General features: G+C 70.7%; 19 protein-coding genes, 2 pseudogenes and 1 riboswitch. Of the genes and pseudogenes, 10 read left to right on the forward strand and 11 right to left on the reverse strand.

Annotated elements, in window-relative coordinates; translation table 11 throughout:
• The first annotated feature begins 1 nt into the window (after position 1).
• The 3 genes from OG254_RS28770 to recQ all read left to right on the forward strand — a co-directional run bounded on the left by OG254_RS28770 (position 2) and on the right by recQ (position 5,471).
• A complete protein-coding gene (locus OG254_RS28770; RefSeq protein WP_351196751.1) occupies positions 2 to 1,573 on the forward strand; it encodes an NADH-quinone oxidoreductase subunit M in 1,572 nt (523 codons plus the stop codon).
• A complete protein-coding gene (gene nuoN / locus OG254_RS28775) occupies positions 1,570 to 3,219 on the forward strand; it encodes an NADH-quinone oxidoreductase subunit NuoN (RefSeq protein WP_405587242.1) in 1,650 nt (549 codons plus the stop codon). Before OG254_RS28770 ends, nuoN begins: the two co-directional genes overlap by 4 nt.
• Positions 3,220 to 3,434: 215 nt before the next feature.
• On the forward strand, positions 3,435 to 5,471 hold the full coding sequence (gene recQ, locus OG254_RS28780) for a DNA helicase RecQ (protein ID WP_405595241.1): 2,037 nt from the start codon (positions 3,435 to 3,437) through the stop codon (positions 5,469 to 5,471).
• 70 nt (positions 5,472 to 5,541) lie between these two features.
• On the opposite strand, the gene OG254_RS28785 is transcribed toward recQ, so the two are convergent.
• Positions 5,542 to 6,480, reverse strand: a complete 939-nt coding sequence (locus OG254_RS28785) for a M56 family metallopeptidase (RefSeq protein ID WP_405587244.1) — start codon at positions 6,478 to 6,480, stop codon at positions 5,542 to 5,544.
• 237 nt (positions 6,481 to 6,717) lie between these two features.
• Positions 6,718 to 7,938 carry a fumarylacetoacetase gene (gene fahA, locus OG254_RS28790; protein WP_405587247.1) on the reverse strand — a complete coding sequence of 407 codons (1,221 nt, stop codon included), beginning with the start codon at positions 7,936 to 7,938 and terminating at the stop codon, positions 6,718 to 6,720.
• Positions 7,939 to 8,242: 304 nt separating this feature from the next.
• Here fahA and OG254_RS28795 point away from each other — a divergent pair, with 304 nt between their 5' ends.
• Positions 8,243 to 9,073 (forward strand): HAD family hydrolase, encoded by an 831-nt coding sequence (locus OG254_RS28795; protein ID WP_351196743.1) that lies wholly within the window; start codon positions 8,243 to 8,245, stop codon positions 9,071 to 9,073.
• A 40-nt stretch (positions 9,074 to 9,113) separates the two neighbouring features.
• On the opposite strand, the gene OG254_RS28800 is transcribed toward OG254_RS28795, so the two are convergent.
• From OG254_RS28800 to OG254_RS28810, 3 genes and pseudogenes are all read right to left on the reverse strand, one after another.
• Positions 9,114 to 9,842 (reverse strand): transglycosylase SLT domain-containing protein, encoded by a 729-nt coding sequence (locus OG254_RS28800; protein WP_405587251.1) that lies wholly within the window; start codon positions 9,840 to 9,842, stop codon positions 9,114 to 9,116.
• A gap of 5 nt (positions 9,843 to 9,847) precedes the next feature.
• Positions 9,848 to 10,029, reverse strand: a riboswitch (cyclic di-AMP (ydaO/yuaA leader).
• A gap of 270 nt (positions 10,030 to 10,299) precedes the next feature.
• A pseudogene (locus tag OG254_RS28805) lies at positions 10,300 to 11,471 on the reverse strand (CocE/NonD family hydrolase).
• A gap of 133 nt (positions 11,472 to 11,604) precedes the next feature.
• Positions 11,605 to 12,124 (reverse strand): annotated as a pseudogene (locus OG254_RS28810) (MFS transporter); the annotation flags it as partial.
• A 244-nt stretch (positions 12,125 to 12,368) separates the two neighbouring features.
• Between OG254_RS28810 and OG254_RS28815 the strand changes: the two are divergent.
• The 5 genes from OG254_RS28815 (at position 12,369) to OG254_RS28835 (ending at position 18,444) form a co-directional block, all read left to right on the forward strand.
• Positions 12,369 to 13,379 (forward strand): polyprenyl synthetase family protein, encoded by a 1,011-nt coding sequence (locus tag OG254_RS28815; protein ID WP_405587254.1) that lies wholly within the window; start codon positions 12,369 to 12,371, stop codon positions 13,377 to 13,379.
• A gap of 392 nt (positions 13,380 to 13,771) precedes the next feature.
• Positions 13,772 to 14,782, forward strand: a complete 1,011-nt coding sequence (locus OG254_RS28820; RefSeq protein WP_405587257.1) for a CHRD domain-containing protein — start codon at positions 13,772 to 13,774, stop codon at positions 14,780 to 14,782.
• A gap of 273 nt (positions 14,783 to 15,055) precedes the next feature.
• Positions 15,056 to 16,324 (forward strand): LolA family protein, encoded by a 1,269-nt coding sequence (locus OG254_RS28825; protein WP_405587259.1) that lies wholly within the window; start codon positions 15,056 to 15,058, stop codon positions 16,322 to 16,324.
• Between the two features lie 52 nt (positions 16,325 to 16,376).
• A complete protein-coding gene (locus tag OG254_RS28830) occupies positions 16,377 to 17,525 on the forward strand; it encodes an ATP-binding cassette domain-containing protein (protein WP_405587262.1) in 1,149 nt (382 codons plus the stop codon).
• A complete protein-coding gene (locus OG254_RS28835; protein ID WP_405587264.1) occupies positions 17,512 to 18,444 on the forward strand; it encodes an ABC transporter permease in 933 nt (310 codons plus the stop codon). The genes OG254_RS28830 and OG254_RS28835 overlap by 14 nt, the downstream gene beginning before the upstream one ends.
• A 14-nt stretch (positions 18,445 to 18,458) precedes the next feature.
• Here the strand turns inward: OG254_RS28835 and OG254_RS28840 are convergent, their stop codons facing one another.
• The 3 genes from OG254_RS28840 to OG254_RS28850 all read right to left on the reverse strand — a co-directional run bounded on the left by OG254_RS28840 (position 18,459) and on the right by OG254_RS28850 (position 20,992).
• Complete coding sequence (locus tag OG254_RS28840) at positions 18,459 to 19,043, reverse strand: flavodoxin family protein (RefSeq protein ID WP_405587267.1); 585 nt, start codon at positions 19,041 to 19,043, stop codon at positions 18,459 to 18,461.
• Between the two features lie 165 nt (positions 19,044 to 19,208).
• Entirely contained in the window at positions 19,209 to 20,432 is a 1,224-nt protein-coding gene (locus tag OG254_RS28845; protein ID WP_405595243.1) for an amidase, read from the reverse strand.
• Positions 20,433 to 20,470: 38 nt separating this feature from the next.
• The gene (locus tag OG254_RS28850; RefSeq protein WP_405587269.1) at positions 20,471 to 20,992 is read right to left on the reverse strand and encodes a DUF6668 family protein; all 522 of its coding nucleotides are present in this window, start codon (positions 20,990 to 20,992) and stop codon (positions 20,471 to 20,473) included.
• Between the two features lie 271 nt (positions 20,993 to 21,263).
• Between OG254_RS28850 and OG254_RS28855 the strand changes: the two genes are divergently transcribed.
• Entirely contained in the window at positions 21,264 to 22,625 is a 1,362-nt protein-coding gene (locus OG254_RS28855; protein ID WP_405587271.1) for a tetratricopeptide repeat protein, read from the forward strand.
• 9 nt (positions 22,626 to 22,634) lie between these two features.
• On the opposite strand, the gene OG254_RS28860 is transcribed toward OG254_RS28855, so the two are convergent.
• The 3 genes from OG254_RS28860 to rarD form a co-directional block, all read right to left on the reverse strand.
• On the reverse strand, positions 22,635 to 23,579 hold the full coding sequence (locus OG254_RS28860; RefSeq protein WP_405587274.1) for a M28 family metallopeptidase: 945 nt from the start codon (positions 23,577 to 23,579) through the stop codon (positions 22,635 to 22,637).
• Positions 23,580 to 23,733: 154 nt separating this feature from the next.
• Positions 23,734 to 24,210, reverse strand: coding sequence for a VOC family protein (locus OG254_RS28865; protein WP_405587277.1), 477 nt, complete (start codon positions 24,208 to 24,210; stop codon positions 23,734 to 23,736).
• A gap of 95 nt (positions 24,211 to 24,305) precedes the next feature.
• Positions 24,306 to 25,283 (reverse strand): EamA family transporter RarD, encoded by a 978-nt coding sequence (gene rarD / locus OG254_RS28870; RefSeq protein ID WP_405587280.1) that lies wholly within the window; start codon positions 25,281 to 25,283, stop codon positions 24,306 to 24,308.
• Positions 25,284 to 25,334: the final 51 nt, after the last annotated feature.

The following is a 25,334-nucleotide window of genomic DNA, read 5'->3' on the forward strand; positions in this document are numbered from 1 at the left end:
GATGTCCTTTCCACTGCTGACAGCCACGGCGGTGCTCCCGGCGATCGGGGCGATCGCCACGGCCGCCGTACCGGCCGCGCAGCGCACCGCCGCCAAATGGCTGGCGCTGCTCGTCTCGCTCGGCACACTCGCCCTCGCGATCACCGTCCTGGTCCGCTTCGACCCGGACGGTGACCGCTACCAGCTCACCGAATCCCACGCCTGGATCGCGGAGTTCGGGGTCCGCTACGAACTCGGTGTGGACGGCATCGCGGTCGCGCTCATCGCGCTGACGGCGCTGCTGATCCCCTTCATCGTCCTCGCGGGCTGGCACGACGCCGACCCGCTGGAGACCGGCAGCAAGAGGTGGCGGCCGACGCAGGGCTTCTTCGCCCTGATCCTGGCCGTCGAGGCGATGGTGATCATCTCCTTCGAGGCCACCGACGTCTTCCTCTTCTACATCTTCTTCGAAGCCATGCTCATCCCGATGTACTTCCTCATCGGCGGCTTCGGGGACCGTGCCCACGAGCACGGCGAGAAGGTGGCGTCGACGCAACGGTCGTACGCGGCGGTGAAGTTCCTGCTCTACAACCTGGTCGGCGGTCTGATCATGCTGGCCGCGGTGATCGGCCTCTATGTGGTCGCCGGGAACTTCAGCCTCCAGGCGATCGCCGAGGCCCGCGCCAACGGCACGCTCGACATGGCGACGAACACCGAACGCTGGCTGTTCCTCGGCTTCTTCTTCGCCTTCGCGGTGAAGGCGCCGCTGTGGCCGCTGCACACCTGGCTGCCCAACGCGATGGGGGAGGCCACCGCACCGGTCGCCGTCCTCATCACAGCGGTCGTCGACAAGGTGGGCACCTTCGCGATGCTCCGCTTCTGCCTCCAGCTGTTCCCGGAGGCCAGCAAGTGGGCGACGCCGGCCATCATGGTCCTGGCGCTGATCAGCATCGTCTACGGTGCGTTGCTCGCGGTCGGCCAGCGGGACATCAAGCGCCTGATCGCCTACGCGTCGATCTCGCACTTCGGCTTCATCATCATGGGCATCTTCGCGATGACCAGCCAGGGCCAGTCCGGCGCGACGCTCTACATGGTCAACCACGGCATCTCCACAGCCGCGTTGATGCTGGTGGCAGGCTTCCTGATCTCGCGGCGCGGCTCGCGCCTCATCGCCGACTACGGCGGTGTGCAGAAGGTCGCCCCGGTGCTTGCCGGCACCTTCCTGATCGGCGGTCTGGCGACCCTGTCGCTGCCGGGACTCGCACCGTTCGTCAGTGAATTCCTGGTCCTGGTCGGCACGTTCACGCGCTACCCGGTGATCGGCATCATCGCCACCTTCGGCATCGTGCTCGCCGCGCTGTACGTCCTCGTCCTCTACCAGCGGACGATGACGGGCCCGGTGAAGCCGGAGGTCTCGACGATGCCCGACCTCAGGGTGCGCGAACTCGTGGTCGTCGCCCCGCTGGTCGCACTGCTGATCTTCCTGGGCGTCTACCCGAAGCCCCTGACGGACATCGTCAACCCGGCGGTCCAGCAGACCATGTCCGACGTACACAAGAAGGATCCTCAGCCCGAGGTGGAGGCGGCCAAGTGAGCACATCTGCTGTCCACAGCCTGTGGACAACCGCGGCCGACCCGATCTCGAAGATCGACACGCCGAAGATCGAGTACGGGCAATTGTCGCCCACCTTGATCATTCTCGGCGCGGCGATCATCGGAGTGCTGATCGAGGCGGTCGTACCGCGCAAGGCGCGTTACTACGCCCAGGTGTTCGTCGCCGCCGTGGCGCTCGTCGCGGCCTTCGCCGCGGTCGTGGCGCTGGCGGCCGGCGGATACGCCACGACCAAGTCGGGCATCGCCGCCATGGGCGCGATCGCCGTCGACGGACCCGCCCTGTTCCTCCAGGGCACCATCCTGCTGGCAGGCCTGGTCGGCCTGTTCACCTTCGCCGAGCGGCGGCTCGATCCGGCGGCGCACGGCAACCGGGTCGACTCCTTCGCCGCACAGGCCGCATCCGTGCCGGGCAGCGACAGCGAGAAGGCCGCGGTGAAGGCCGGGTTCACCACCACCGAGGTGTTCCCGCTGCTGATGTTCGCCGTCGCGGGCATGCTGATCTTCCCGGCGGCCAACGACCTGCTGACGCTGTTCATCGCCCTGGAAGTCCTCTCGCTCCCGCTGTACCTGATGTGCGCGCTGGCCCGGCGCAAGCGGCTCATGTCGCAGGAGGCCGCGGTCAAGTACTTCCTGCTGGGTGCCTTCGCCTCCGCGTTCACGCTGTTCGGCATCGCCATGCTGTACGGGTACGCGGGCTCCGTGTCGTACGCGACGATCGCGCAGGTCGTCGACGGCACGGTCCCGGATGTCACCCCGGCGCTCGCGGACACGATGGGCAACGACGTGCTGCTGCTCGTCGGCTCCGCGATGATCGTCATGGGCCTGCTGTTCAAGGTGGGCGCGGTCCCGTTCCACATGTGGACTCCGGACGTCTACCAGGGCGCGCCGACGCCGGTGACCGGGTTCATGGCGGCGGCGACCAAGGTGGCGGCGTTCGGTGCGCTGCTGCGGATCCTGTACGTCGTGCTGCCCGGCCTGCGCTGGGACTGGCGGCCGGTCATGTGGGGCGTGGCGATCGTCACGATGCTGGGCGGTGCGATCGTCGCGATCACGCAGACCGACATCAAGCGGCTGCTGGCGTACTCGTCGATCGCGCACGCCGGATTCATCCTCGCGGGTGTCATCGCGACCACGCCGGACGGGGTCTCGTCCGTCCTCTTCTACCTGGCCGCGTACTCGTTCGTGACGATCGGGGCGTTCGCCGTGGTGACGCTGGTGCGCGACGCCGGCGGTGAGGCGACGCACCTGTCCAGCTGGGCCGGTCTGGGCCGCCGTTCGCCGCTGGTCGCGGCCGTGTTCGCGGTGTTCCTGCTGGCCTTCGCGGGCATTCCGCTGACCTCCGGCTTCGCCGGGAAGTTCGCCGTGTTCAAGGCGGCGGCGGAGGGCGGGGCGGGCCCGCTGGTCGTGGTCGGTGTGATCTCGTCCGCGATCGCGGCGTTCTTCTACATCCGCGTCATCGTCCTGATGTTCTTCAGCGAGCCACGGCCCGAGGGCCCGACGGTCGCTGTTCCGTCGCCCCTGACGATGACGGCGATCGGGGTGGGTGTGGCGGTCACGCTGGTGCTGGGTGTGGCCCCGCAGTACTTCCTGGATCTGGCCGGTCAGGCGGGGGTGTTCGTGCGCTGACACGGCGCCGTGTGTACGGCAGCGGCCCGGCTCCCCTTGGAGGGATGCCGGGCCGCTGTCATGTGGGGGAGAGACCAGGCTCGTGATCGATCACTCAAAGGTATCGGTCGATTACGCAAGAGCGCGGTGCAAGCCTGTGGATAACTCCGGCGCTGTCGGCGGTGGCCCCTATCGTGGAGGCAGTGGTCGAGGGACGACGTGCGGGGGACATGGCGATGGGTGTGACGGGTGGGATCAGGGAGATGCCAAGGGTGACCGAGGCGGCAGGGGCAGCAGAGACGGGTGGAAGTGAGGCGCTGGCCGCGCTGCACCGGGTCTTCGGGTACGAGGCCTTCCGGGGCGAGCAGGAAGAGGTCATCGAGCATGTGGTGGCCGGCGGCGACGCCGTCGTGCTCATGCCGACCGGCGGCGGGAAGTCCCTCTGCTACCAGATTCCGTCCCTGGTCAGACCAGGTACGGGCGTGGTCGTCTCGCCGCTCATCGCGCTGATGCAGGACCAGGTGGACGCCCTGCGGGCGCTGGGCGTGCGGGCCGGGTTCATGAACTCCACGCAGGACTTCGACGAGCGACGGGTGGTGGAGGCGGAGTTCCTGGCGGGCGAGCTCGACCTGCTCTACCTCGCACCGGAGCGACTGCGGCTGGACTCGACGTTGCAGCTGCTCTCGCGCGGAAAGATCGCCGTCTTCGCGATCGACGAGGCGCACTGTGTCTCTCAGTGGGGCCACGACTTCCGGCCCGACTATCTGGCCCTCTCGCTGCTCGGCGAGCGCTGGCCGGACGTCCCGCGGATCGCGCTCACGGCGACGGCCACGCATGCGACGCACCAGGAGATCACCCAGCGGCTGAACATGCCGACGGCCCGACACTTCGTGGCGAGCTTCGACCGGCCGAACATCCAGTACCGCATCGTGCCGAAGGCGGACCCGAAGAAGCAGCTGCTGAGCTTCCTCCGGGAGGAGCACGCGGGCGACGCGGGCATCGTGTACTGCCTGTCCCGCAAGTCCGTGGAGGCCACGGCCGAGTTCCTGTCCCGCAACGGCATCGAGGCGGTGCCGTACCACGCGGGCCTGGACGCGGGCATGCGCGCGGCGCACCAGTCCCGGTTCCTGCGGGAGGACGGCCTGGTCGTGGTGGCGACCATCGCCTTCGGGATGGGCATCGACAAGCCGGATGTGCGCTTCGTCGCCCACCTCGACCTGCCCAAGTCGGTCGAGGGCTACTACCAGGAGACGGGCCGCGCCGGCCGTGACGGCCTCTCCTCCACGGCGTGGATGGCCTACGGCCTGGGCGACGTCATACAGCAGCGCAAGCTGATCCAGTCGGGCGAGGGCGACGAGGCATTCCGGCGCCGGGCCGCCTCGCACCTGGACGCGATGCTGGCGCTGTGCGAGACGGCCCAGTGCCGGCGCGGTCAGCTGCTCGCCTACTTCGGCCAGGACCCCGACCCGGTGGGCTGCGGCAACTGCGACACCTGCCTGACGCCGCCGGAGACCTGGGACGGCACGGTCGCGGCGCAGAAGGTGCTGTCGACGGTGGTGCGGTTGCAGCGCGAGCGGGGTCAGAAGTTCGGGGCGCTGCAGATCGTCGACATCCTGATGGGGCGGCGCACCGCCAAGGTGATCCAGTTCGATCACGACCAGCTGTCCGTCTTCGGTATCGGCGACGACCTGATCGAGGGCGAATGGCGGGGCGTCATCCGCCAGTTGCTGGCCCAGGGGCTGCTCGCGGTCGAGGGGGAGTACGGGACGCTCGTGCTGACCGAGGCCAGCGGATCGGTGCTGCGGCGCGAGCGGGAGGTGCCGCTGCGGAAGGAACCGAAGAAGCCGGAGACCTCGCGGTCGGGCTCGGGTTCCGGGCGCGGGGAGCGCAAGGCGAAGGCCGCGGTGGCCGAGCTGCCGGAGGAGCTGGCGCCGGCCTTCGAGGCGCTGCGGGCCTGGCGTGCCGAGCAGGCTCGGGAGCATGGGGTTCCGGCGTACGTCATCTTCCACGACGCGACGTTGCGGGAGATCGTGACCGTCTGGCCCGCGTCCGTGCGGGAGCTCGGCGGCGTCAGCGGGGTCGGTGAGAAGAAGCTGGCGACCTATGGCGAAGGGGTGCTGGAGGTGCTGGCCGCGGTCCGTGGGGAGTCCGGTGCCGGGGCGGCGGTCGACGCGGCACCCGACGCGGCTCTCGGGGCCGATGACGGGGCCGATCACGGGGTGGACGACTGGCCCGAGATGGAGGCGGAGCCGGAGCCGGAGGACTGGGCCTAGGACGTGGGACCTGGCCTCGGGTCTGGCGCCAGGAAAAAGGGGCAGCCGCCGAGCGCCGGCCGCGTGACGCTCAGGTCAGTGCGGTGAGCCCGGGTGCGAACGTGATCAGCAGCGGGAGCAGCGGTACCAGCGCCGCCAGCGTTGTCGTGAGCGCCCGGTCGCGGCGCCCCAGGCGTGGGGGCGGCTCCAGGAGACGGTCGACGCGCTCGCCCAGGAGGCGGTGGGTGGAGGCGCAGGACAACACGCCCCGGTGCTGGTTGAGCTCGATCAGGGCCAGGGCCGTCGTCAGGTGACCGCAGCGGCGGGACGCCGTGTCGTCGGCGGCCAGTTCGACCAGGCGGTGGGTCTGGTCGCAGAAGTGGGCGAACAACGGGATGCGGGGGAATCCGGTGGCAAGCGCGGTGGACAGGTGCAGCAGCCAGTCGTGGCGGGCGCGGGCGTGGCCGCGCTCGTGGGTGAGGACGGCGTCGAGCTGGTGGTCGGTGAGGCGGTGCAGGGCGCCCGTGGTGACGATCAGCTGGGCCGGGCTGCCGGGCATCCACCAGGCGTCCGGATACTCGTCCTCCAGCACCAGCAGCGGACCGCGCGCCGAGCCCAGGCCCGCGGGCAGGTCGGGAGCGCGCTCACGCAGATGGGCCCTGGCCTGGCCGCGTCGCCGGCGCGCCTCGACGACCTCGCGGGCCAGCATCGCGGTCGTCCAGGCCGCACCGCAGGCCAGCAGCAGGGAGAGGGCGGCCGCCCAGGCCGGCGCGGCCGAGAGGTCGTACGCCTCCGTCACCGACGGCGGCGCCGGGGCGAAGAGCTGGGTGCGTACCGCGCCGAAGACGGCGGCGGTGCCCAGGGACAGCGCCGTCAGGCAGCACAGCAGGACCGTGGCGACCAGGCACTGCCACACCCAGAGCGCGACCACGGGTTCGCGTTCGGGCCAGGTGGCCCGGGTCAGCGCTCGGGGGACGGGCACGGCGGCCGTCAGGGCGACGATGCTCAACAGGAGCATGCAGACGGTCATGCCGAGGTCTCCGGATCCTGAACAGGAACGTGCGCGGGCGGCCGTGCGGGGCGGCGGGTCGCGAACGCAGCTTGCGGCTCGCATCCCACCGCCAGCCAGTATGACGGTGACCGTCGGCGGAGTCAGGAGGAAAGACACGCCGAATGCCCTCCCGGCGCCGGTCGCCCGACCGTCCGGAGCCGACGCCGGGACCGCGAACCGTCCTGTGGGACCGGCGAGTTGGCCCGGATCCCGACGTCACCCCGCCGCGATGCGACCCGTGACCTCCCCCAGCCCCACCCGGATTCCGCCCGGCCCCGGCGCCCAGGCGGACAGCGTCACCACATCGCCGTCCTCCAGGAACGTCCGCTTGCCGTCGGGGAGTTCGAGCGGGTCCCGGCCGTTCCACGTCAGCTCCAGCAGTGAGCCGCGCTCGCGTTCCGTCGGGCCGCTGACCGTGCCGGAGCCGTACAGATCGCCGGTGCGCAGCGAGGCGCCGTTCACGGTCATATGGGCGAGCTGCTGGGCGGCGGTCCAGTACATGGAGGAGAAGGGCGGCTCGGAGATCACGTGCCCGTTGACGGCCACCGAGATACGCAGGTCGTAGCCGCCGGGTTCCGTCTCGGAGCCGGAGTCGTCCAGATACGGCAGCAGGGGATGCGTGCGCTCCGGCGGTGCCACCCGCGCCTCCTCCAGGGCGTCCAGCGGGGTGATCCACGCCGACACCGACGTGGTGAAGGACTTGCCGAGGAAGGGGCCGAGGGGGACGTACTCCCAGGCCTGGATGTCGCGTGCCGACCAGTCGTTGAGCAGGCACAGGCCGAAGACGTGCTCCCGGTAGTCGCCCAGTGCCACGGGCTCGCCCCTCCGCGACGGCGTCCCGACCACGAAGCCGACCTCGGCCTCGATGTCGAGGCGAACCGACGGGCCGAAGACCGGCGCCGGGTCGGTGGGGGCCTTGCGCTGGCCCGACGGGCGTACGACGTCGGTGCCGGACACCACCACGGTGCCGGAGCGGCCGTGGTAACCGATGGGCAGATGCTTCCAGTTGGGGGTGAGGGAGTCCGCGGCGTCGGGGCGGAAGATCTGTCCGACGTTCCGGGCGTGGTTCTCGGAGGCGTAGAAGTCGACGTAGTCGGCGACCTCGAAGGGGAGGTGCAGGGTCACCGAGGACAGGGGGTGGAAGAGGTCGCGGATGGCCTCCTGGTGCGCCGGGACCGTCACCCATGCCGTCAGTGCGCGCCGTACGTCGGACCAGGTGGTGCGGCCGGCGGCGAGCAGCGGGTTCAGGGAGTCCTGCGCGAGCAGCGGGGCGTAGGGCGAGCCGAGCGTGTGGGCCGCCTTGCCCGCGTCGAGAACGTGGTCGCCGAGCCGGACGCCGACCCGTCGTGCGGAGTCCGAGCCGGGAAGGGAGAAGACACCGTACGGAAGGTTGTGCGTGCCGAAGGGGTCGCCCTCGGGGAGATCGAAGGGGGGCATGGGGTGCTGCCTCACTCTCATACGCTCCGTATGCCATGTGGTCGGGCCACACGTTACGGGTGAGCCGCCTGCCTTGGCAGTACGGAGATCCCGCGTCGCCGAGGCCGGCGAAACAGCAGGTCGTCACCCTCGGCGCGGGCTCGGGGGTGCTTCGGGGCCACGTGGGAGTGAAATCGCCATGGGCGGAAGGAAGTTGTGCATGCGGAGGCAGAAAGGGAACCGGAACAGGTGTCAACACATGTGAACGCAGCAGCCGTCCGGTTCAGGTCGAGTCGATGGGGCGTCCTGTCCGTATTCTCTGATCATGGCCCCACCCATCGCATATTCACTCATCGCCACTGACCTGGACGGGACGCTGCTCCGAGGTGACGACACGCTCTCCGACCGGACCGTCGACGCGCTCGCGCGGGCGGCGGCTGCCGGTGCCCAGCACCTCGTCGTCACGGGACGGCCGGCGCCCAGAGTGCGGCCGCTGCTCGACGACCTGGGCAGCAGGGGGCTCGCGGTGTGCGGACAGGGCGCGCAGTTGTACGACGCCGGAGCGGACCGTCTGCTGTGGTCCGTGACGCTGGACCGGGAGCTGGCGGAGACCGCGCTCGGCAAGATCGAGGCCGAGGCGGGCCAGGTGTACGCGGCCGTCGACCAGGACGGCGTCGACGGGCTCACGCTCATCGAGCCCGGGTATCTGATGCCGCACCCCACGCTGCCCGCCGTACGCGTCGAGCGCCGCGACGACCTGTGGTGCGAGCCGATCAGCAAGGTGCTGCTGCGCCATCCGACCCTGTCGGACGACGAGTTGGCGGCGACAGCGCGCTCGGTGGTCGGTTCGCTCGCGACGGTCACCATGTCGGGACCGGGCACCGTCGAACTCCAGCCATGCGGCATCACCAAGGCGACCGGTCTCGCGCTCGCCGCCGAGCATCTCGGGCTCGGTCCGCGCGAGACCATCGCCTTCGGGGACATGCCCAACGACATCCCCATGTTCGACTGGGCCGCCCGCGGGGTCGCGATGGCCAACGCGCATCCCGAACTCAAGGCGGTCGCCGACGAGATCACCCTCTCGAACGAGGACGACGGCATCGCCGTCGTCCTCGAGAGACTGTTCGCGGGCAGCCTGGTCGACTTCGCCCAATAGGGGCGAATTGGGCCTAATAGGTACTAAGTCTGTGCCCGGTTTAGTACGGCCCGTTCACGTTGTCGATCGAGCCGTAACGCGCGGCTGCGTAGTTGCACGCGGCCACGATGTTCGCGACCGGGTTGAAGGGGTCGTACACGGTCCCCGGCACGTGGTAGCTCGCGAAGGTGGGGTCGATGACCTGGAGGAGGCCCTTGGAGGGGGTGCCCGCCACTGCGTTGGAGTCCCAGTTGTTGATGGCCAGCGGGTTGCCGGACGACTCACGCATGATGTTGCGGTGAATGCCCTCGTACGAACCGGGGATTCCGTTCTGCCCCATAATGTCCAGAGCGTTGCGGATCCAGCCGTCGAGGTTGTCCGGGAACGTCTTCACGGAGGCCTGGGTGGCCTGGGCGACGGAGGACTTCTTGGCGGGTGCAGACGCATGGTCGGCCGTCTTGCCCGGCGAGCTGACCTTCTTGGTCGTCCGGACCTTCAGCTCGAGGCCCGTGTGGATGAGCCGGGGGTTGTCGCCGATGGCCTTGCGGTTGTCCTTGTAGAGCTGCTTCCAGCCGCCCTGGGCGTCGTAGCGGTCCGCGATGCCGTAGAGCGAGTCGCCCTTCTTGGTGGTGTACGTGACGGACCCGACCGTGGCTGCGGAAGACTCCGCGGCGCCGGCGGTGGTCGCGCTCATCAGGGGGAGGGCGAGGGCGGCGGTGCCGGTACCGGCGACGATGACGCGGCGGGTGAGCGGGTTGGTGCGGGGGCGGCGGTGTTTGCCTCGGGGCATGGCGCTGTTCCTCTCCGGCGCCTGCGAGGTGAGCTGTCGGGTTCGGGCGGGAGATGCCCGGACGCGCCGCCCTGCGGCGGCGCGCCTTCACCCCTAGCCGTGCCGGTGCGCCATCAAGGCGTCCGGTCCGGCGACTTACCTGGGTCCCCCGCTCCTGCCGCGCGTGTGTGTTCGTCGGGGATGACTCGGGCGGCGGCAGGATTCGGCGTCCGCCCGACGAGCGGGAACGTATGCGAGAGCACATGCCCGGAACAAGTGCCATGGGGGGCTGTCATGCCGTTTGACCATGGTCTGGTGTGAATGGGGTGCTTGATCCTTTGCGGTTGCCAACCCTCAACTTACGTTCGGCGCAAGGAGGGAAGGGGGTGTGCCGGGTCGGGTGCCGGACTCGGCCCGAGTGACCCAACTCACTGGTGAGCGCAAGAGTGGCAAATCGGGCAATGCCTCCAACTCACCTTTAACCGGCTGTCCGTGGGGTCCGTTTTTCCCGTGTTCGGCGGTAAAGAACCTCTTCGCCCTTCGTGTGGCTGGCCTCGTTGGGGGGTGGCGAAATGCCCCTTTTCGTGGCTGATTTCCGAGCGTGTACGCACCGTCGTGTCCCACGCGGGCTCCGGCCGGTGCAGCCGGATCGACCACTCCGAGCGGGCGCGGGCCGACAGCGGGTCCGACTCGTCGATCGTGTACGTCTCCAGCGACGACCTGCCCGCGCGCACCTCCGACGTCAGCCGCAGCCGCACCTTCGGCCGTCCCAACACCCAGGTCTCCTCGCCCACTTCGAAGTCGAAGCACGCCGAACGCGCGTCCTCCTCAGGCTGGTCGGGCGGCAGGTCGGCGTCGTTGCCGAAGGGGAAGAAGCGGCCGGCGTCCAGGCGGGTGTGCATGGGGGAGCGCACCAGGGCGGGGGCGCCCTGGAGGGCGTACGTCACGTCGCGCACGTGGGGAGAGGGCGAGGCCGGCTCGCTGACCCAGCTGCCGGGCGGGGCGGCGTACACCGTGGCTGGGCGTGCCAGTCGCTGACGTACGAGCTGAGCAGGGGCTCGGCCATGACGCCCGTGGTCGCGCCCTTCAGTCAGTGGTCCCACCAGCGCAGCGCCTCCTGCAGGAAGCCGATCGCCGGGCCCGGCGGCAGGCCGCGGACCCGGTCGGTCGCGTCTCTGGCGCTCCAACGAGGTGTGGATGAACGGGTCGACGGCCTCCAGCCGCCCCGCCACATGCCCCCGCCACGCGTCGCCGAGGTACCGCGGATCGGGCGGGCGGGAGACGAAGTCGAGCATCGTCGCCGACCAGGCGTGGATGTCGACCGCGAGGGCGGAACCTCCCGTGTAGTGCACGTCGTTGTCATAGCGGTCGTCCGTGGAGCAGACCGTGACGATCGCCTTGAGCGGTTCGGGCGAGGGCCGCGATCTGGAGGGAGTTGAAGCTCCATGAGATGCCGAACATACCGACCTTGCCGTCGCATCAGGGTTGCGCCGCGGGCCAGTTGACGACCTCGACGCCGTCGGCGAGGAGCGCCGGTAGGGGCTCGTTCGTGACAGGGCGCCACGCGCGCGTAGAGCAGGGGCCCGTCCCGGAGCGGGATGCGGAGGTCGTGGTGGGTCGTTCGTAGGGGAAGGACGTACGGATGCGCATGAGCAAGGCCCCCGTCCGGTCAGTGCACCGGGTGCATCGTGCGGCGCAGCCCGCGCGACGCGGCGTCGGAGGAGTGGCCCGAGGTCGGGAGGGCCATCAGCAGGAAGGACAGGCCGCCGAGGGCGACCCCGATTGCGATCACCGAGACGAGGGTGAGCAGGTCGACGAAGCGGTCCATGGGGAGCCGGCCGGCGGCCGCGAGGAGGACGGCGATGGTGGCAGTGCTGACGAGGCCCGTAACGATCGGGCGGATCGCCCGGCGCATGGCGTCGGGGTCCGGCGCGAACTCGGCGGCGTGCTTCCGCCTGGCCAGGCGGCGGCGGCCGAGGACGTACTGGACCAGGCCGAATGTCGTGCCGATGGCGGCGGCCGAGAAGCCCCAGTGCCAGCCCCTGTGGTCGCCGAGCCAGCCGGTGATCAGCGGGCCCGCGAAGACGCCGTTGATCGCCATGGAGTAGAGGGCGAAGCCGGCGTCCCGGCGCTCGTCGTCGGTGCGGTAGAACTTGTCGCCCCACGGCACCGGCGCGGTACGAGCCGAGGATGCGGTCGCCGAGCCGGCCGCCGGCAACGGAGACCAATGGACGAGGGTGCCGTAGGTGGCGGAGACGCCAGGCCGCGGTTCCGGCCGACATGCCCATACCGCCGTGGGCGACCGCTCTCGGGCTCGACGCCGACTTCGGTTCAGGGCAGAGGCGGCTACTTCCCTATAAGTCGATGGATATCCCGCCTTATCACGTGATCAAAAACATACCGGTCGTGATCCAATACTGCCCGTGGTGGACGGGTGGGCGGCATCGGTGATCGAAACCTGACCGGATACGCTGACTTGAGTGATGGCAGCGACCTATCGACAAACCGTGTAACCGCCAGTGGACACCAGCAGACAGGAGACCCCTCGTGACCGTCGTCGGGCCGTTCGGGCTGAGCGTGCGGGACCAGGCTCTGGAAGCCGATGTCCAGGCCGGATTGACGGCTGTCGAGGAGGGATTGCTCGAAGCCACCAAGAGTGAGGTCCCCTTCATCACGGAGGCCGCCCAGCATCTGGTGCGGGCGGGTGGCAAGCGGTTCCGGCCGCTGCTCGTGATGCTCGCTGCCCAGTTCGGGGACACCTACGCGCCGGGGGTCGTGCCGTCGGCGGTGGTCGTGGAGCTCACCCATCTGGCGACGCTGTACCACGACGACGTGATGGACGTGGCCGCCGTACGGCGAGGCGTCGAGAGTGCGAACACCCGCTGGGGGAACTCGGTTGCCGTACTGACCGGCGACTTCCTCTTCGCGCGGGCCTCGCACATCCTCGCCGACCTCGGGCCCGAGGCGGTGCGGGTGCAGGCCGAGGCGTTCGAGCGGCTGGTCACCGGGCAGATCCTGGAGACGGCGGGGCCGCAGGACGGGCGCGATCCCGTGGAGCACTATCTCGATGTGCTCAGCGGCAAGACCGGGTCGCTTGTGGCGGTGTCGTGCCGGTTCGGGGCGATGATGTCGGGCGCCGACGAGAGGGTGGTCGATGTGCTCACGCAGTACGGGGAGCGGCTGGGTATCGCCTTCCAGCTGGCGGACGACGTGCTGGACATCGCGAGCGACTCGCGCGAGTCCGGGAAGACGCCGGGGACGGATCTTCGGGAGGGGATCTCGACCTTGCCCGTGCTGCGGTTGCGGGAGCGGGCCGAGCGGTTGGGGCTGGCGGAGGATGTCGCGCTGTGCGAGCTGCTGGAGTCCGATCTGAATGACGACGCGCGGCTTGCGGAGGCCGTGGCTCAGCTTCGGGTGCATCCGGCGTTGGAGCAGGCTCGGCGGGACACGGTGCGGTATGCGGAGGATGCGCGGGCCGCGTTGGCGCCGTTGCCGGATATTGATGCCAAGGCTGCGTTGATGGAGTTGTGCGACGCGGTGGTGCATCGGGCCGGGTAGGTTTTCGCCCCCGCCGCCCCTACCCGTCCCTCCCCCAAGCTCTGCGAGCAGGGGGGACCCCCACAAGGACTCCGCCCCTTCGACCCCACCAAGGGGCTCCGCCCCCTGGACCCCCAACGGCCCTGAACGGGCCTCGTCCTCAAACGCCGGACGGGCTGAGATGTGCGGGCCGGCGGTGAGAGGTGCGGGCCCGCGTTGGGAGGTAAAGCCCCTGCCGGGTGGGTGGGGGTTGGGGATGGCGAGGGTTGGCTTCCAACGCCAGACAGGCCGACGAGAGTGATGCACGTCACATCGTTGGACTGAGTCCAAACTCAGATCGCCTCCGTATGAATGCCCAGAAGCTGACGCAGGGGGCGTCAGCAGCACTACGGGGAGAAAACAACATCATGGGCATGAAGACGACGTTTTCGAAGCGCCGTAAGAGCCTGATCGTCACCGCTGTCGCGGTGGCTGCCGCCGGTGGTGTCGCCGCCGCGGTGATTCCCGCCTTCGCCGCTGGAGGTGACCGCGCCGACCACGCGGGGCACGCCGCAGGCGACGCACAGGGGATCGTGAGCCAGAGCGGGACCCTCGGTGGCGGCAGCGGGGGCACCGTCCTCGCCGCCAGCCTGCGCGGGGCGAACGAGGTGCCCGTGGCGGGTGGGCCCGCCGTCGGGGACAAGGACGGTGCCGCCGTGCAGTTCGTGAAGGTCAAGGGCGACAAGGTGTCCGTCGCCGTCACCTGGCGCGCCACCGGCAAGCCGACCGCCCTCCACATCCACCAGGGCGCCAAGGGCACCAACGGCGGCATCAAGGTCGACTTCGGCGGCCTCCTCGGCAAGAGCAAGGGGCACAGCGTCACGGGGACCGTCACCGTGAAGGACCCTGTCCTGCTCAACGCCCTGAAGACCGACCCGAGTTCCTTCTACGCCAACCTCCACACCGCCCAGTTCCCGGGCGGCGCCGTGCGGGGGCAGCTCCACAAGGTCACCGTCGCCAAGTTCGACTTCCGTGACGCGCTCCACAACTTCCAGGCGTCCGTCATCAAGGGCAAGCAGATCTACGAGTGCAAGCCGGCCGAGGGCGGCGGGTACGCGTTCGCCCAGCGGGACGTCAGCGCCGTCCTCGGGGGCCGTATCGCGCACTCCTTCGTGGCGCCCAACTCCGGTACGCCGCAGTGGATCGCGCGGGACGGCAGCGCGGTGACCGGGGCCGTCATCTCCAAGACCCCGAACGGCGACAAGAACATTCCCGAGCTCGACCTGAAGGCCACTCAGTCCGGCAAGCACCACGGCCTGCTCGCCGACACCGCGGAGATCCTGCGGCTGAACACCGTCGGCGGCGTGGCCCCGACCGGCTCCTGCACGCCCGGCGCGATCGTCGGCGTGCCGTACCAGGCCGACTACGTGTTCATCAACGGCTGACCGATTCGAGGCACACGGCGGCGTCTTCCCGCATCGACCCCTACGGGTCGGGGGAGGCGTCGCCCCCTTGTGTCATACCGCAGGTGTACGCGGAGTTGGCTCCGAAGGTTGACGAATCTCGCTGGCCGATTTGGTCAGATGGAGACCACGGAAAACACCACTCCTCACCGATTCGGGTGAGAATGGCGGCTCAGGGGTGCGCGCGTGCGGGGTCGTAGGACTCGCGGGCGAGGAACGAGAACAGCCGCCGCCGACGACGGAGGTAGGGCACACATGGCACCGTACGAATCGGACGACAGCTCGAACGCCGAGGAGGCCGACGAGCTGCGCGCGGGCCGGCGCAAGGCCGCGCGGTACGTCGTTCCGGTCGCGGTCGTGGGAATCGCGGCGGCGACCATCGGGCTCGTCCCGGCGATCGCCGACTCCGGCGACCCCGACCTGCCGGAGATCACCGCGCAGCAACTCATCGAGAAGATCGCGAAGTCGGACGTGCAGCAGCTGTCCGGCACCTTCAAGATCACCACCGACCTGGGTCTGCCCGACCTCGGCGGGCTGGGGGCCGGCTTCGCCTCCGGCGCCATGGCGTCGGGTTCGGGTGACGGCTCGTCCGCCGACCCCTCGGCCAAGCTGACCGAGCTGGCGTCCGGCACGCACACGCTGCGCCTGGCCGTCGACGGCGACGACAAGCAGAAGCTCTCCCTGCTGGAGAACGCCTCCGAGTACAGCCTCATCCACAACGGCAAGGACATCTGGGGCTACGACAGCAAGTCGAACGAGGTCTACCACGGCACCGGCGAGGAGGCGCAGGCGGATAAGGGGAAGTCCGAAGAGGCCCCCGGCACGCCCAAGGAGCTCACCGAGGAGGCCCTCAAGGCGGTCGACGACACCACGTCCGTCACCGTCGACGGCACCGCGCAGGTCGCGGGCCGGGACGCCTACCGGCTGCTCATCAAGCCGAAGCAGTCCGGCAGCACGGTCGGCGCGATCACCGTCGCGGTGGACGCCAAGACCGGCATGCCGCTGAAGTTCACGCTGACCCCGTCGAGCGGTGGCTCGGCCGTGATCGACGCGGGCTTCACCCAGGTCAGCTTCGCCAAGCCGGCCGCCTCCACCTTCGACTTCACCCCGCCCAAGGGCGCGACGGTCACCGAGGAGGGCGGCCCGGACAAGGCGGCCCGGGAGCACGGCGGCGCGAAGTCCGAGGACGAGCTGGGCAAGGAGCTGGAGAAGGAGTTCGGCGGCCCGCTGACCGGGGGCGCCCTGGGCCAGGGCGCCGAGGGCGGTCCCGAGGTCATCGGCGAGGGCTGGAACTCCGTGGCCGTCTTCGACACCGGCGGCGAGGGCGTCCCGTCCGGCGCCGAGGTCGGCGGCGACATGGGTGGCTTCCTGGACTCCCTGGGCGACAAGGCCACCGGTAAGTTCGGCTCGGGCACGGTCTTCAGCACCCGCCTGATCAACGCCCTGGTGACGGACGACGGCAAGGTCTACGTCGGCGCGGTCACCAAGGACGCGCTCGTGAAGGCGGCCGACTCGGGCAAGTAGCCCGTCACCGACCGCCCTGCCCGCACCACGAACCGAGGAGCCCGAGGCGCCGATGGAGGAACCGCCCGCCGGGGAGACCGACGAGGCCGGCCGGACCGACGAGGCCGGCCGGGCGGAGGGTGCCGTGCGGGCGGAGGAGACCGGCCCGGCCGACGGGAGTGTGCGGGCGGAGGAGGCCGGCCCGGCCGACCGGAGTGTGCGGGCCGACCAGGCTCACCGGCCTGAAGCGGCGCCGCACTCCGTTCGGACCGTGCCGTCCGGCGAGGCGGCCGGCACCGTGATCGCCACCCACGGGCTCACCAAGCGCTACCGCGGTGGGCAGCTCGCCGTGGACGGTCTCGATCTGACCGTCCCGGCGGGCAGTGTCTTCGGCTTCCTCGGTCCGAACGGCTCCGGCAAGACCACCACCATCCGCATGCTGATGGGCCTGATCGAGCCCACCTCCGGTACCGCGCGCGTGCTCGGGCACCCCATGCCCCGGGCCGCGCGCGCCGTACTGCCGCACGTCGGCGCGCTCATCGAGGGGCCCGCGCTGTACGGCTTCCTCTCCGGCCGCGACAACCTCCTGAGGTACGACGCAGCCGACCCGACCGCCGATCCGCGCACCCGTCGCGCCCGCGTCACGGCCGCGCTGGACCGGGTGGGCCTGACGGCCGCCGGGGGCAAGAAGGCCAAGGCGTACTCGCTCGGCATGAAGCAGCGGCTCGGGCTCGCCGCCGCGTTGCTCCAGCCGCGCAGGCTCCTCGTCCTCGACGAGCCGACCAACGGTCTCGACCCGCAGGGCATGCGCGAAATCCGGTCGCTGATCCGCGAGCTGGCCTCCGACGGCACGACCGTGTTCCTCTCCTCCCACCTCCTCGACGAGATCGAGCAGGTCTGTACGCACGCCGCCGTGATGGCCCAAGGCCGGCTGATCACCCAGGGCGCGGTGGCGGAGCTGGCGGCCGGGGCGCGCGGCCGGCTCGTGGTGACCACGCCCGACACCGGGGACGCGGCCCGGGTGCTCAAGGAGCAGGGTGCCGGTGACGTCGTCATCACCGACGACCGGGTGACCGCCGAGCCCCCGGAGCGCGAACTCGCCGACGTCAACGCGGCGTTGGTGAAAGCCGGAGTCCGCGTCCGCGGCTTCGGCGTCGAGCGGGCCTCCCTGGAGGACGCGTTCGTGGCACTCACGGGGGAGGGGTTCGATGTCGCGGGCTGAAGCGATCCCGCAGGATCGGGCGATCCAGCAGGATCAGGCGATCCCGCAGGCGGGCGCCGTCCGCAGACCGAACCCGTTGTGGACCCTCGGCCTCCTGCGCAGCGAACTGCTCACCACCTTCCGCCGCTGGCGCACCCTCGCGCTGCTCGCCGTCCTGGCCGCCGTGCCGATCCTGGTCGGGATCGCCGTGAAGATCGAGACCGGCGACGGCTCGTCGGTGGGCGGCGGTGGCCCACAGGGCGGTGGCGGCCCGGCGTTCATCTCGCAGATCACCAACAACGGCCTGTTCCTGGTCTTCACCGCACTCGCCGCGACGCTGCCCTTCTTCTTGCCGATGGCGATCGGCGTCATCGCGGGAGACGCGATCGCGGGCGAGGCGAACTCCGGAACCCTCCGCTACCTCCTCGTGGCCCCCGCCGGACGCACCCGCCTGCTGCTCACCAAGTACGTCACCACGATGACGTTCTGCCTGGTGGCCACCCTCGTGGTCGCGGTCTCGGCGCTCACGGTCGGGGCGCTGCTGTTCCCGCTCGGCGAGCTGACGACCATCTCCGGCACCCGGATCAGTTTCGCGGAGGGGCTGGGCAGAGCTCTGCTGATCGCCCTGGTCGTCGCCGCTTCACTCATCGGCTTGGCGGCGCTCGGCCTGTTCGTCTCGACGCTGACCAACAGCGGCATCGCGGCGATGGCGACGACGGTCGGCCTGCTGATCACGGTCCAGATCCTCGACCAGATCCCCCAACTCCACGCGATCCAGCCGTACTTCTTCTCCCACTACTGGCTGTCCTTCGCCGACCTCATGCGCGAACCCGTCTACTGGGACGACCTGGTCAGAAACCTCGGCATCCAGGCCCTCTACGCGGCGGTGTTCGGCTCGGCGGCGTGGGCGAGGTTCATGGCGAAGGACATCACGGCGTAAGTCCCCAGAGGGCTTCAGTCGTTCTCGTACGGGAAGCGCGCGAGCGGCGCCTCCTGCGCGAAGAACGTCTTCGCCCGGGTCAGAGCCTCGGCGTCGGCGAGCACGTCACCGGGCTTGCTGCCATTGCCGAGCAGCACCCCGCCGAAGCGCATCCCCATGTACGCGGCGGAGTTGCTGAGCGTCCCGACCAGCGGGTCGGCGACCTCCTGCTCGTCGTGCGCGAGCGCGGTGACGCCCCACAGGGTGCGCCCGGCCATGGTCGCCTTGAAGTCGATGCCGGGTGTGCGCAGCCAGCCCGACCAGTAGTCGAGGTAGCGCTTGACGGGGGCGGACACCGAGTACCAGTACAGCGGCGAGGCGATCACGACGTCCGTCGCCGCGAGGGTGGCGTCGAGCAGCAGCGCCACGTTCCCCTGCGTGGGGCGCACATGGTCGCTGTCGTGCCGCAGGTCCTCGAAGTCGGGCAGCGGATGGGCGGACAGATCGATCCACTGCTGCTCGACATCCTCGGGCAGCTGCTCGGCGGCCCTGCGGGTCAGCAGCTCGGTGTTGCCCTCGGAACGGCTGCTGCCGAGGACGAACAGGAAGCGGCGGGTCATGGTTCCCCCAGACAGTGGGCCGGCGCAGCGGCCCGTTGGTCGGCGTACGACAACTAATCGCATGTGCATTATATGCGTACGCATGTAGCTGTCCAGAGGTACCTGTCCAGAGGTCTGTCCAGAGGTACCTCTCAGGTACCCGGGCTGCGGGGGGAGCCGCCGGGATCACCAGGGCCCGATGTGCCCCTCGGCCGCGCCTGCGACTCTCAGCAGCAGCGACTCCCCGCCGTGCGCCGCCACCAACTGGAGGCCGACCGGGCAGCCGTCGGGCCCGAACCCTGCCGGGATGCTGATCGCCGGATGCCCGCTCAGATTGAACGCCCAGGTGAGCGCGGTGGAGTAGCGCTCGCCGGGACCTTCGTGACCGTGCGGCGGGATGGGGGCGGTCGGCGTCATCAGCAGCTGGGCGTCGGCGAAGAGGTCGGCCAGGCGGCGATCGTTCGCGGCCCGGATGCGGTGGACCTCGGGGGTCGGCCCCGCGCCCGGGGTCCGCAGGGCGATCCATGCCGGAGCCGGGTCGTGCAGGCGCAGCGCGGTGCGCGGGCGCGCCGTCCGAAGCACCCCGGCCTCGGTGAGGCGCACGGCGGCGGCATGGGCGACGGCGACGACATCCGGGTCGGGGGAGTCGAAGCCGAGGTCGGGGGACCATACGGCGGTCGGGGCGTCGACGGCCGGGCTGTGCTCTGAGCCGGAGCCGGAGCCGGAGCCGGAGCCGGAGCCGGAGCCACATGCCACGTCGGCCGTCTGCGTGCCGCCCCCTGCCACCGCGCCGGACATCACTCTCCAGTACGCCGCCGCATCCCCCACGCACCGCGTCAGCACCCCCGGCACCATGAGCCCCGTGGGGTCGCTCGACGGCAGCCGGCCGTTGCCGACCTTCAGGCCGACGACCCCGCACCACGCCGCCGGGATCCGTACCGACCCGGCCCCGTCGTTCCCAGTCGCGAGCGGCACCAGGCCCGCCGCCACGGCTACCGCCGAACCGGCCGAGGAGCCGCCCGGCGTACGGTCGTGGCGCCACGGGTTGACCGTACGGCCGTAGCGCCCGAGTCCCCAGGTCTGCCAGACGGTTCCCGGTCCCGGCACGGACGTCGCCCCCACCGGCACACACCCCGCCGCGAGCAGGGGACCCGCGGTCCGCAGGCCCCGCCGCCCCTTGACCCCGATCGGTACGCCGGCCAGCGGCAGCCGCTCACCCTCCCCATCGACCCGCGCGTCCACTTCGGCGGCCTGCCGAAGGGCCTCCTCGGGCCACACCTCGATGAAGGCGGACAGGGCGGGGTCGGCCTGCTCGATCCGGTCGAGGGCCTGCGCGACGACGTCAACCGCGCGCAGGGTCCGTGACCGTACGGCGGACGCGATCTCCTCGGCCGACAGGGCGCCTGGCATGGCGGCGGGGGCGGCGGCGGAGCCGGGTGCCACGGGCGTCAGCGAGCCCGCGCGGTCAGCCGCGCCAGCGCCTCGGCCTCCTTGGGCGGCTGCCCGCTCAGTTCGCCGAGCCGCCAAGCGGGCACCCACGGAACCCGGTACACGTCGATCACCGACTCGATCACCTTGACGTGCTCGGCGAGCGGTCGCGGAAGGCGTCCCGGCGCGTCCGCGACCAGCACGACGGCGTCGAGATCGAGCCCGTACGGAGCCTCCCCGCGCCGGAAGACCTCCAGGGCGTTCAGGACGGCCGTCAGCCCTGCCGCATGGGTGCGGGCCACCAGCAGCACCGACGGCGGATCGGCGGGGTCGGGCCAGTCGCGTCCGCAGTCGTGGCCGCCGTAGACCGAGGAGAGCGTGGTGACGCCGGCCCCGCCGTGCACGCCGACCCAGGAGAACCGCCGGGGTGTGAAGGCGGTGGGGGAGGGCGGCGGCTCCTGCGGCAGGGCCACCGGGCCGCGGATCCAGATCTCCGGCCCCGGCTGCGGCCGCTCCTGCTGTACGTGCATGTCAGTCCCCATGCCCGCACTCCTCCCTCGTCACGCCATCGATCTTCCCGCCAGGCATGGACACGCTGTGACGTGGCACAAGCTCCTGGAACGAGTCTGTGACGCCACGGTGACGTCCGTACCGTGCGCGGCCGGAGAGACTCGAGATTACGTGTACGACGTGTCCGACCTGTACAACCGGACCTGGACGCCGGGGAAGCGGAACCCGACGGCGAGAGGGAGCACCATGGAACCCGAACGCGTCGTTCTGGAACTCCCCCGACGCATGCGAGTGAGGGAAGCGATGCCTCGACTGAGCCGCGCGAAGAAGCGGGAACAGAAACGCGCCGACACCGCGGACTCCGTGACCGCGCCGATCGACGTGCATGTCCCCGTCGCCGGTCCGGGCGCGGGCGGTGCGTCGATCGGCGGCGTCCCCGTCACCGCGTCCCCGGGCGAGGAGATCCAGCACGTCGTCCTGACCCACCTCCAGCGCATCGCCCTCGCCGCCGGCCACGCCACCGTCCACGACGAGCGCATCGGTTACGTCGTCCCGCTGCTGGTCGAGGCCGACGGATCCAGCCGCTTCACCGCCGAGCCCCTCCGGACGGCTCCGCCGCCGCCCCCGGCGCTCGGGCATGCCGTACGGCCCGCGCTCCCCGCGGCGCCCGCCCCCGCGGCGAGCGACCCCGCACCGGACACCGAGCCCCATGAGGACCGGTTCACCCAAGTCCTACGACCGCTGCCGGGCCCGGCGCAGGACCCCTCGCCCACCTTCCGGCTGCGCCCCCTGCCCGAGCCGGTGCAGGACGCCGCCCCCGGCACGGTCGCGCCACCGCTGGGCGAGTTCGGCCCACCGCCACGCATGGACGCCCCCGCGGACGTCCCGACAAACACCCCCGCGGACGTCCCGACAAACACCCCCGCGGACGTCCCGACGCACGCCCCCATCGAGGCACCGGTGGACGCGCGGCCGGAACCGAAGGACGGACCGCAGGCCGCCACCCTCATCCCCGTCTCGGACCCGGCGCCGCTGCCGGTCTCCACCCCGGCCCCCAGCCCCAGCCCGGTCCCGATCCCGGTCACCAACCCCGAACCCCACCCGGACCCCGACCCGAAACCCACCCCGCCCCGCGGCTTCGACGCGGTCGCCGAAGCCGTCCTCGGTGAGGCGTCGCCCGGCGCCACAGCCGATGCCTCCCCGTTCGCCGAGCCGATGGCGCGGATCAACGAAGCCGTGACGGCGGGGCGGACCGCGGAGGCGTCGGAGCTCGTGGAGCGGACCGTGGCGGAGGCGTCGGCGGTGCTGGGCCCGGAGCACCCCGAGGTGCTCCGGATCCGTGAACTCGGCGCGTACATCGCCTACTTGGCGGGCGACCCGGAGCGTGCCTTCGCCCTCTCCCTCGACGTGGCGCGCAGGCACCACGGCGCCCGGGACGCGGAGGCGGCGTACGGCAGCCTCCATGGCGCGGCCACGGCCTGGCGTGCCGTGCGGGACCCGGCGCTGGGGCTGCGCCTGGGCCGGGACCTGCTCGGGCTGTGGGCCGAGCTCACGACCGAGGGCGGTCCGGCCGCCGACGACGTCGAGGAGCTGGAGTCGGCCCGTGCCCGCATGGACCGCCTCGCCGCCCGAGCCGCCAAGTCGGCCGAACCGCCCAGGAGTTGAATCAGTCGGTCACTCCGACAGCTCCCACACCGCGTAGGCGACGGCGTCGCTGTTGCGGTCGAGGGCGGTGTCGTTGATGTTGGACGTGGTGTCGCAGGACGAGTGGTAGCAGCGGTCGAAGGACTGCCCGGCCGTACCGCCCCACTTGGTCACCTGTGCCGCGGTCTTCGTGCGGCTCGCGCCCGTGAACAGGCCGCCCACCGGCACGCCGGCGCTCTTGAACGGCGCGTGGTCGGAGCGGCCGTCGCCCTCGGTCTCGATCTCGGTCGCGACGCCGAGGCCGGCGTAGTAGTCCTTGAAGGTCTTCTCGATCGCGGGGTCGTCGTCGTAGACGAAGTAGCCGGGGTTGGGTGAGCCGATCATGTCGAAGTTCAGGTAGCCGCTGATCTTCGCGCGGTTGGTGGAGGAGAGGTTGTTGACGTAGTAGCGGGAGCCGACGAGCCCCAGCTCCTCCGCGCCCCACCAGGCGAACCGCAGATGCTTGGTGGGCTGGTAGGCGGCCCGTGACACGGCGAGCGCGGTCTCCAGGACCGCCGCCGAGCCGGAGCCGTTGTCGTTGATGCCGGGGCCGGAGGAGACGCTGTCGAGGTGGGAGCCGGCCATGACGACCTGGTTGGTGTCGCCGCCGGGCCAGTCGGCGATCAGGTTGTAGCCGGTGCGGCCGGAGGACGTGAACTGCTGGATGGCCGTCGTGTATCCGGCGGCGTCCAGCTTGGCCTTCACATAGTCGAGGGAGGCCTTGTAGCCGGGGCGGCCGTGGGCGCGGTTGCCGCCATTGGCGGTGGCTATGGACTGGAGCTGGGTGAGGTGGGCCTTCACACCGGCCACGGGGATGTCGGGCGCGGCGGCCACCGAGGGCGTGGACGCCGCGCCGGCTATGGATCCGCCGGAGATCAGCAGGACGACCGAGGCGGCGCCGGCCGCCATCGCACGCCCGGAGACGGAGAGCTTCATGTGGGGGGCTCCGAATTCCGTGGGGAACTCTGCGGGGTTGGCCACAGGAGTTCCACAGTGAATGGGGTGCCTGGATGGTGAAGCTGAAACTGACTCTCCGTCAAGAGGGCTATTCGGACAGGGGGTTAGAAATAGGGAAAACCCTGTGTGCGCGTCACTGCACGCAGAACTCGTTCCCCTCCGGATCCGCCATCACCACCCACTCCCCGCCCGGCTCCTGCACCCGCCGCAGCACACTCGCCCCCAGCCCCTCCAGCCGCCCGACCTCACCCTCACGCTCACCGGGCGCCGCGTGCAGATCGAGATGGAGCCGGTTCTTGACGGTCTTCTCCTCCGGCACGCGCTGGAACAGCAGCCGCCGTCCCCGTCCGGTGCCACTGTCCTTGTCGTACGGGTCGTCCGGATGCCGTACGGCCACCAGGTCCCGGAAGGCGAGCCGGGCGTGGAACTCGACGGCGGCCTCCCGCGGCAGCGCGCCGAGTTCCAGCAGCCGCTCGATGAGGGCGTTGTTGTCCTCGACCTCGTAGTGCAGCGCGGCGGCCCAGAAGTCGGCCTGGGACTGGGGGTTGGCGGAGTCGATGACGAGCTTGAAGTGCAGGGGCGCAGGGGTGGTGCCGGATTCCTGAGTCATGCGACCACTCATAGGCGGTACGGGAGCCGGGGCGCAATGGGAATCGCCGGTCGGCGGACCGGGGTCGCCCACCGGTGCCGACCGGTGCTCGCGTGTCAGGCGTCCACGGCGGCGGACGCCGGCTTCTCCCGGTCGCCGCCCGGCTGCGAAAGCCCCCGCGGGACGCTGATCGCGGCCACCCTGGCCCGCCGCGCCGCGCGCCACGCGTCCGCCGTGAGCAGCGTCAACGCCAGCCAGACCAGCGCGAACCCGGCCCATCGCTCGGCCGGCATGGCCTCGTGGAAGTACAGGACACCGATCAGGAACTGGAAGACCGGCGCCAGGTACTGAAGCAGCCCCAGCGTCGAGAGCGGCACCCGGATCGCCGCCGCGCCGAACAGGACCAGCGGCAGCGCGGTGACGGCGCCGGCGGCCGCGAGCAGCGCCGCGTGCCCGAACCCCTCCGTGGTGAAGGTCGACTTCCCCTGTGCCGTCAGCCAGGCCAGATACCCGACCGCGGGCAGGAACTGGATCGCGGTCTCCGCGGCCAGCGACTCCACGCCGCCGAGATTGACCTTCTTCTTCACGAGCCCGTAGGTGGCGAAGGAGAAGGCGAGGACGAGGGAGATCCACGGCGGCCGGCCGTAGCCGACGGTCAGCACGACCACCGCGGAGAAGCCGACGCCGACCGCCGCCCACTGCACAGGCCGCAGCCGTTCCTTCAGGAGCAGCACGCCCATGGCAATGGTGACGAGCGGATTGATGAAGTACCCGAGCGAGGCCTCGACGACATGGCCCGAGTTCACGGACCAGATGTAGACGCCCCAGTTGACGGTGATCACGGCCGAGGCCACGGCGATCAGCGCCAGCCGTCGCGGCTGCCGTATCAGCTCACGCGCCCAGGCCCAGCGCCGTATGACGAGGAGTGCTCCCGCCACGAACACGAGGGACCAGGCCATCCGATGGGCGAGGATCTCGACCGACCCGGCGGGTTCCAGCAGCGGCCAGAACAGCGGGAACAGTCCCCAGATCCCGTATGCCGCGAAGCCGTTCAGCAGACCTATGTGCCGCTCGCCCTTGGACTTCCCGGTCACGGCCCCTCCTTCGTGCCCTCTGGTGCCGCGTCCCTACGTCGGCCCGCACGA

This window comes from Streptomyces sp. NBC_01092 (assembly GCF_045039535.1).
Classification (GTDB): domain Bacteria; phylum Actinomycetota; class Actinomycetes; order Streptomycetales; family Streptomycetaceae; genus Streptomyces.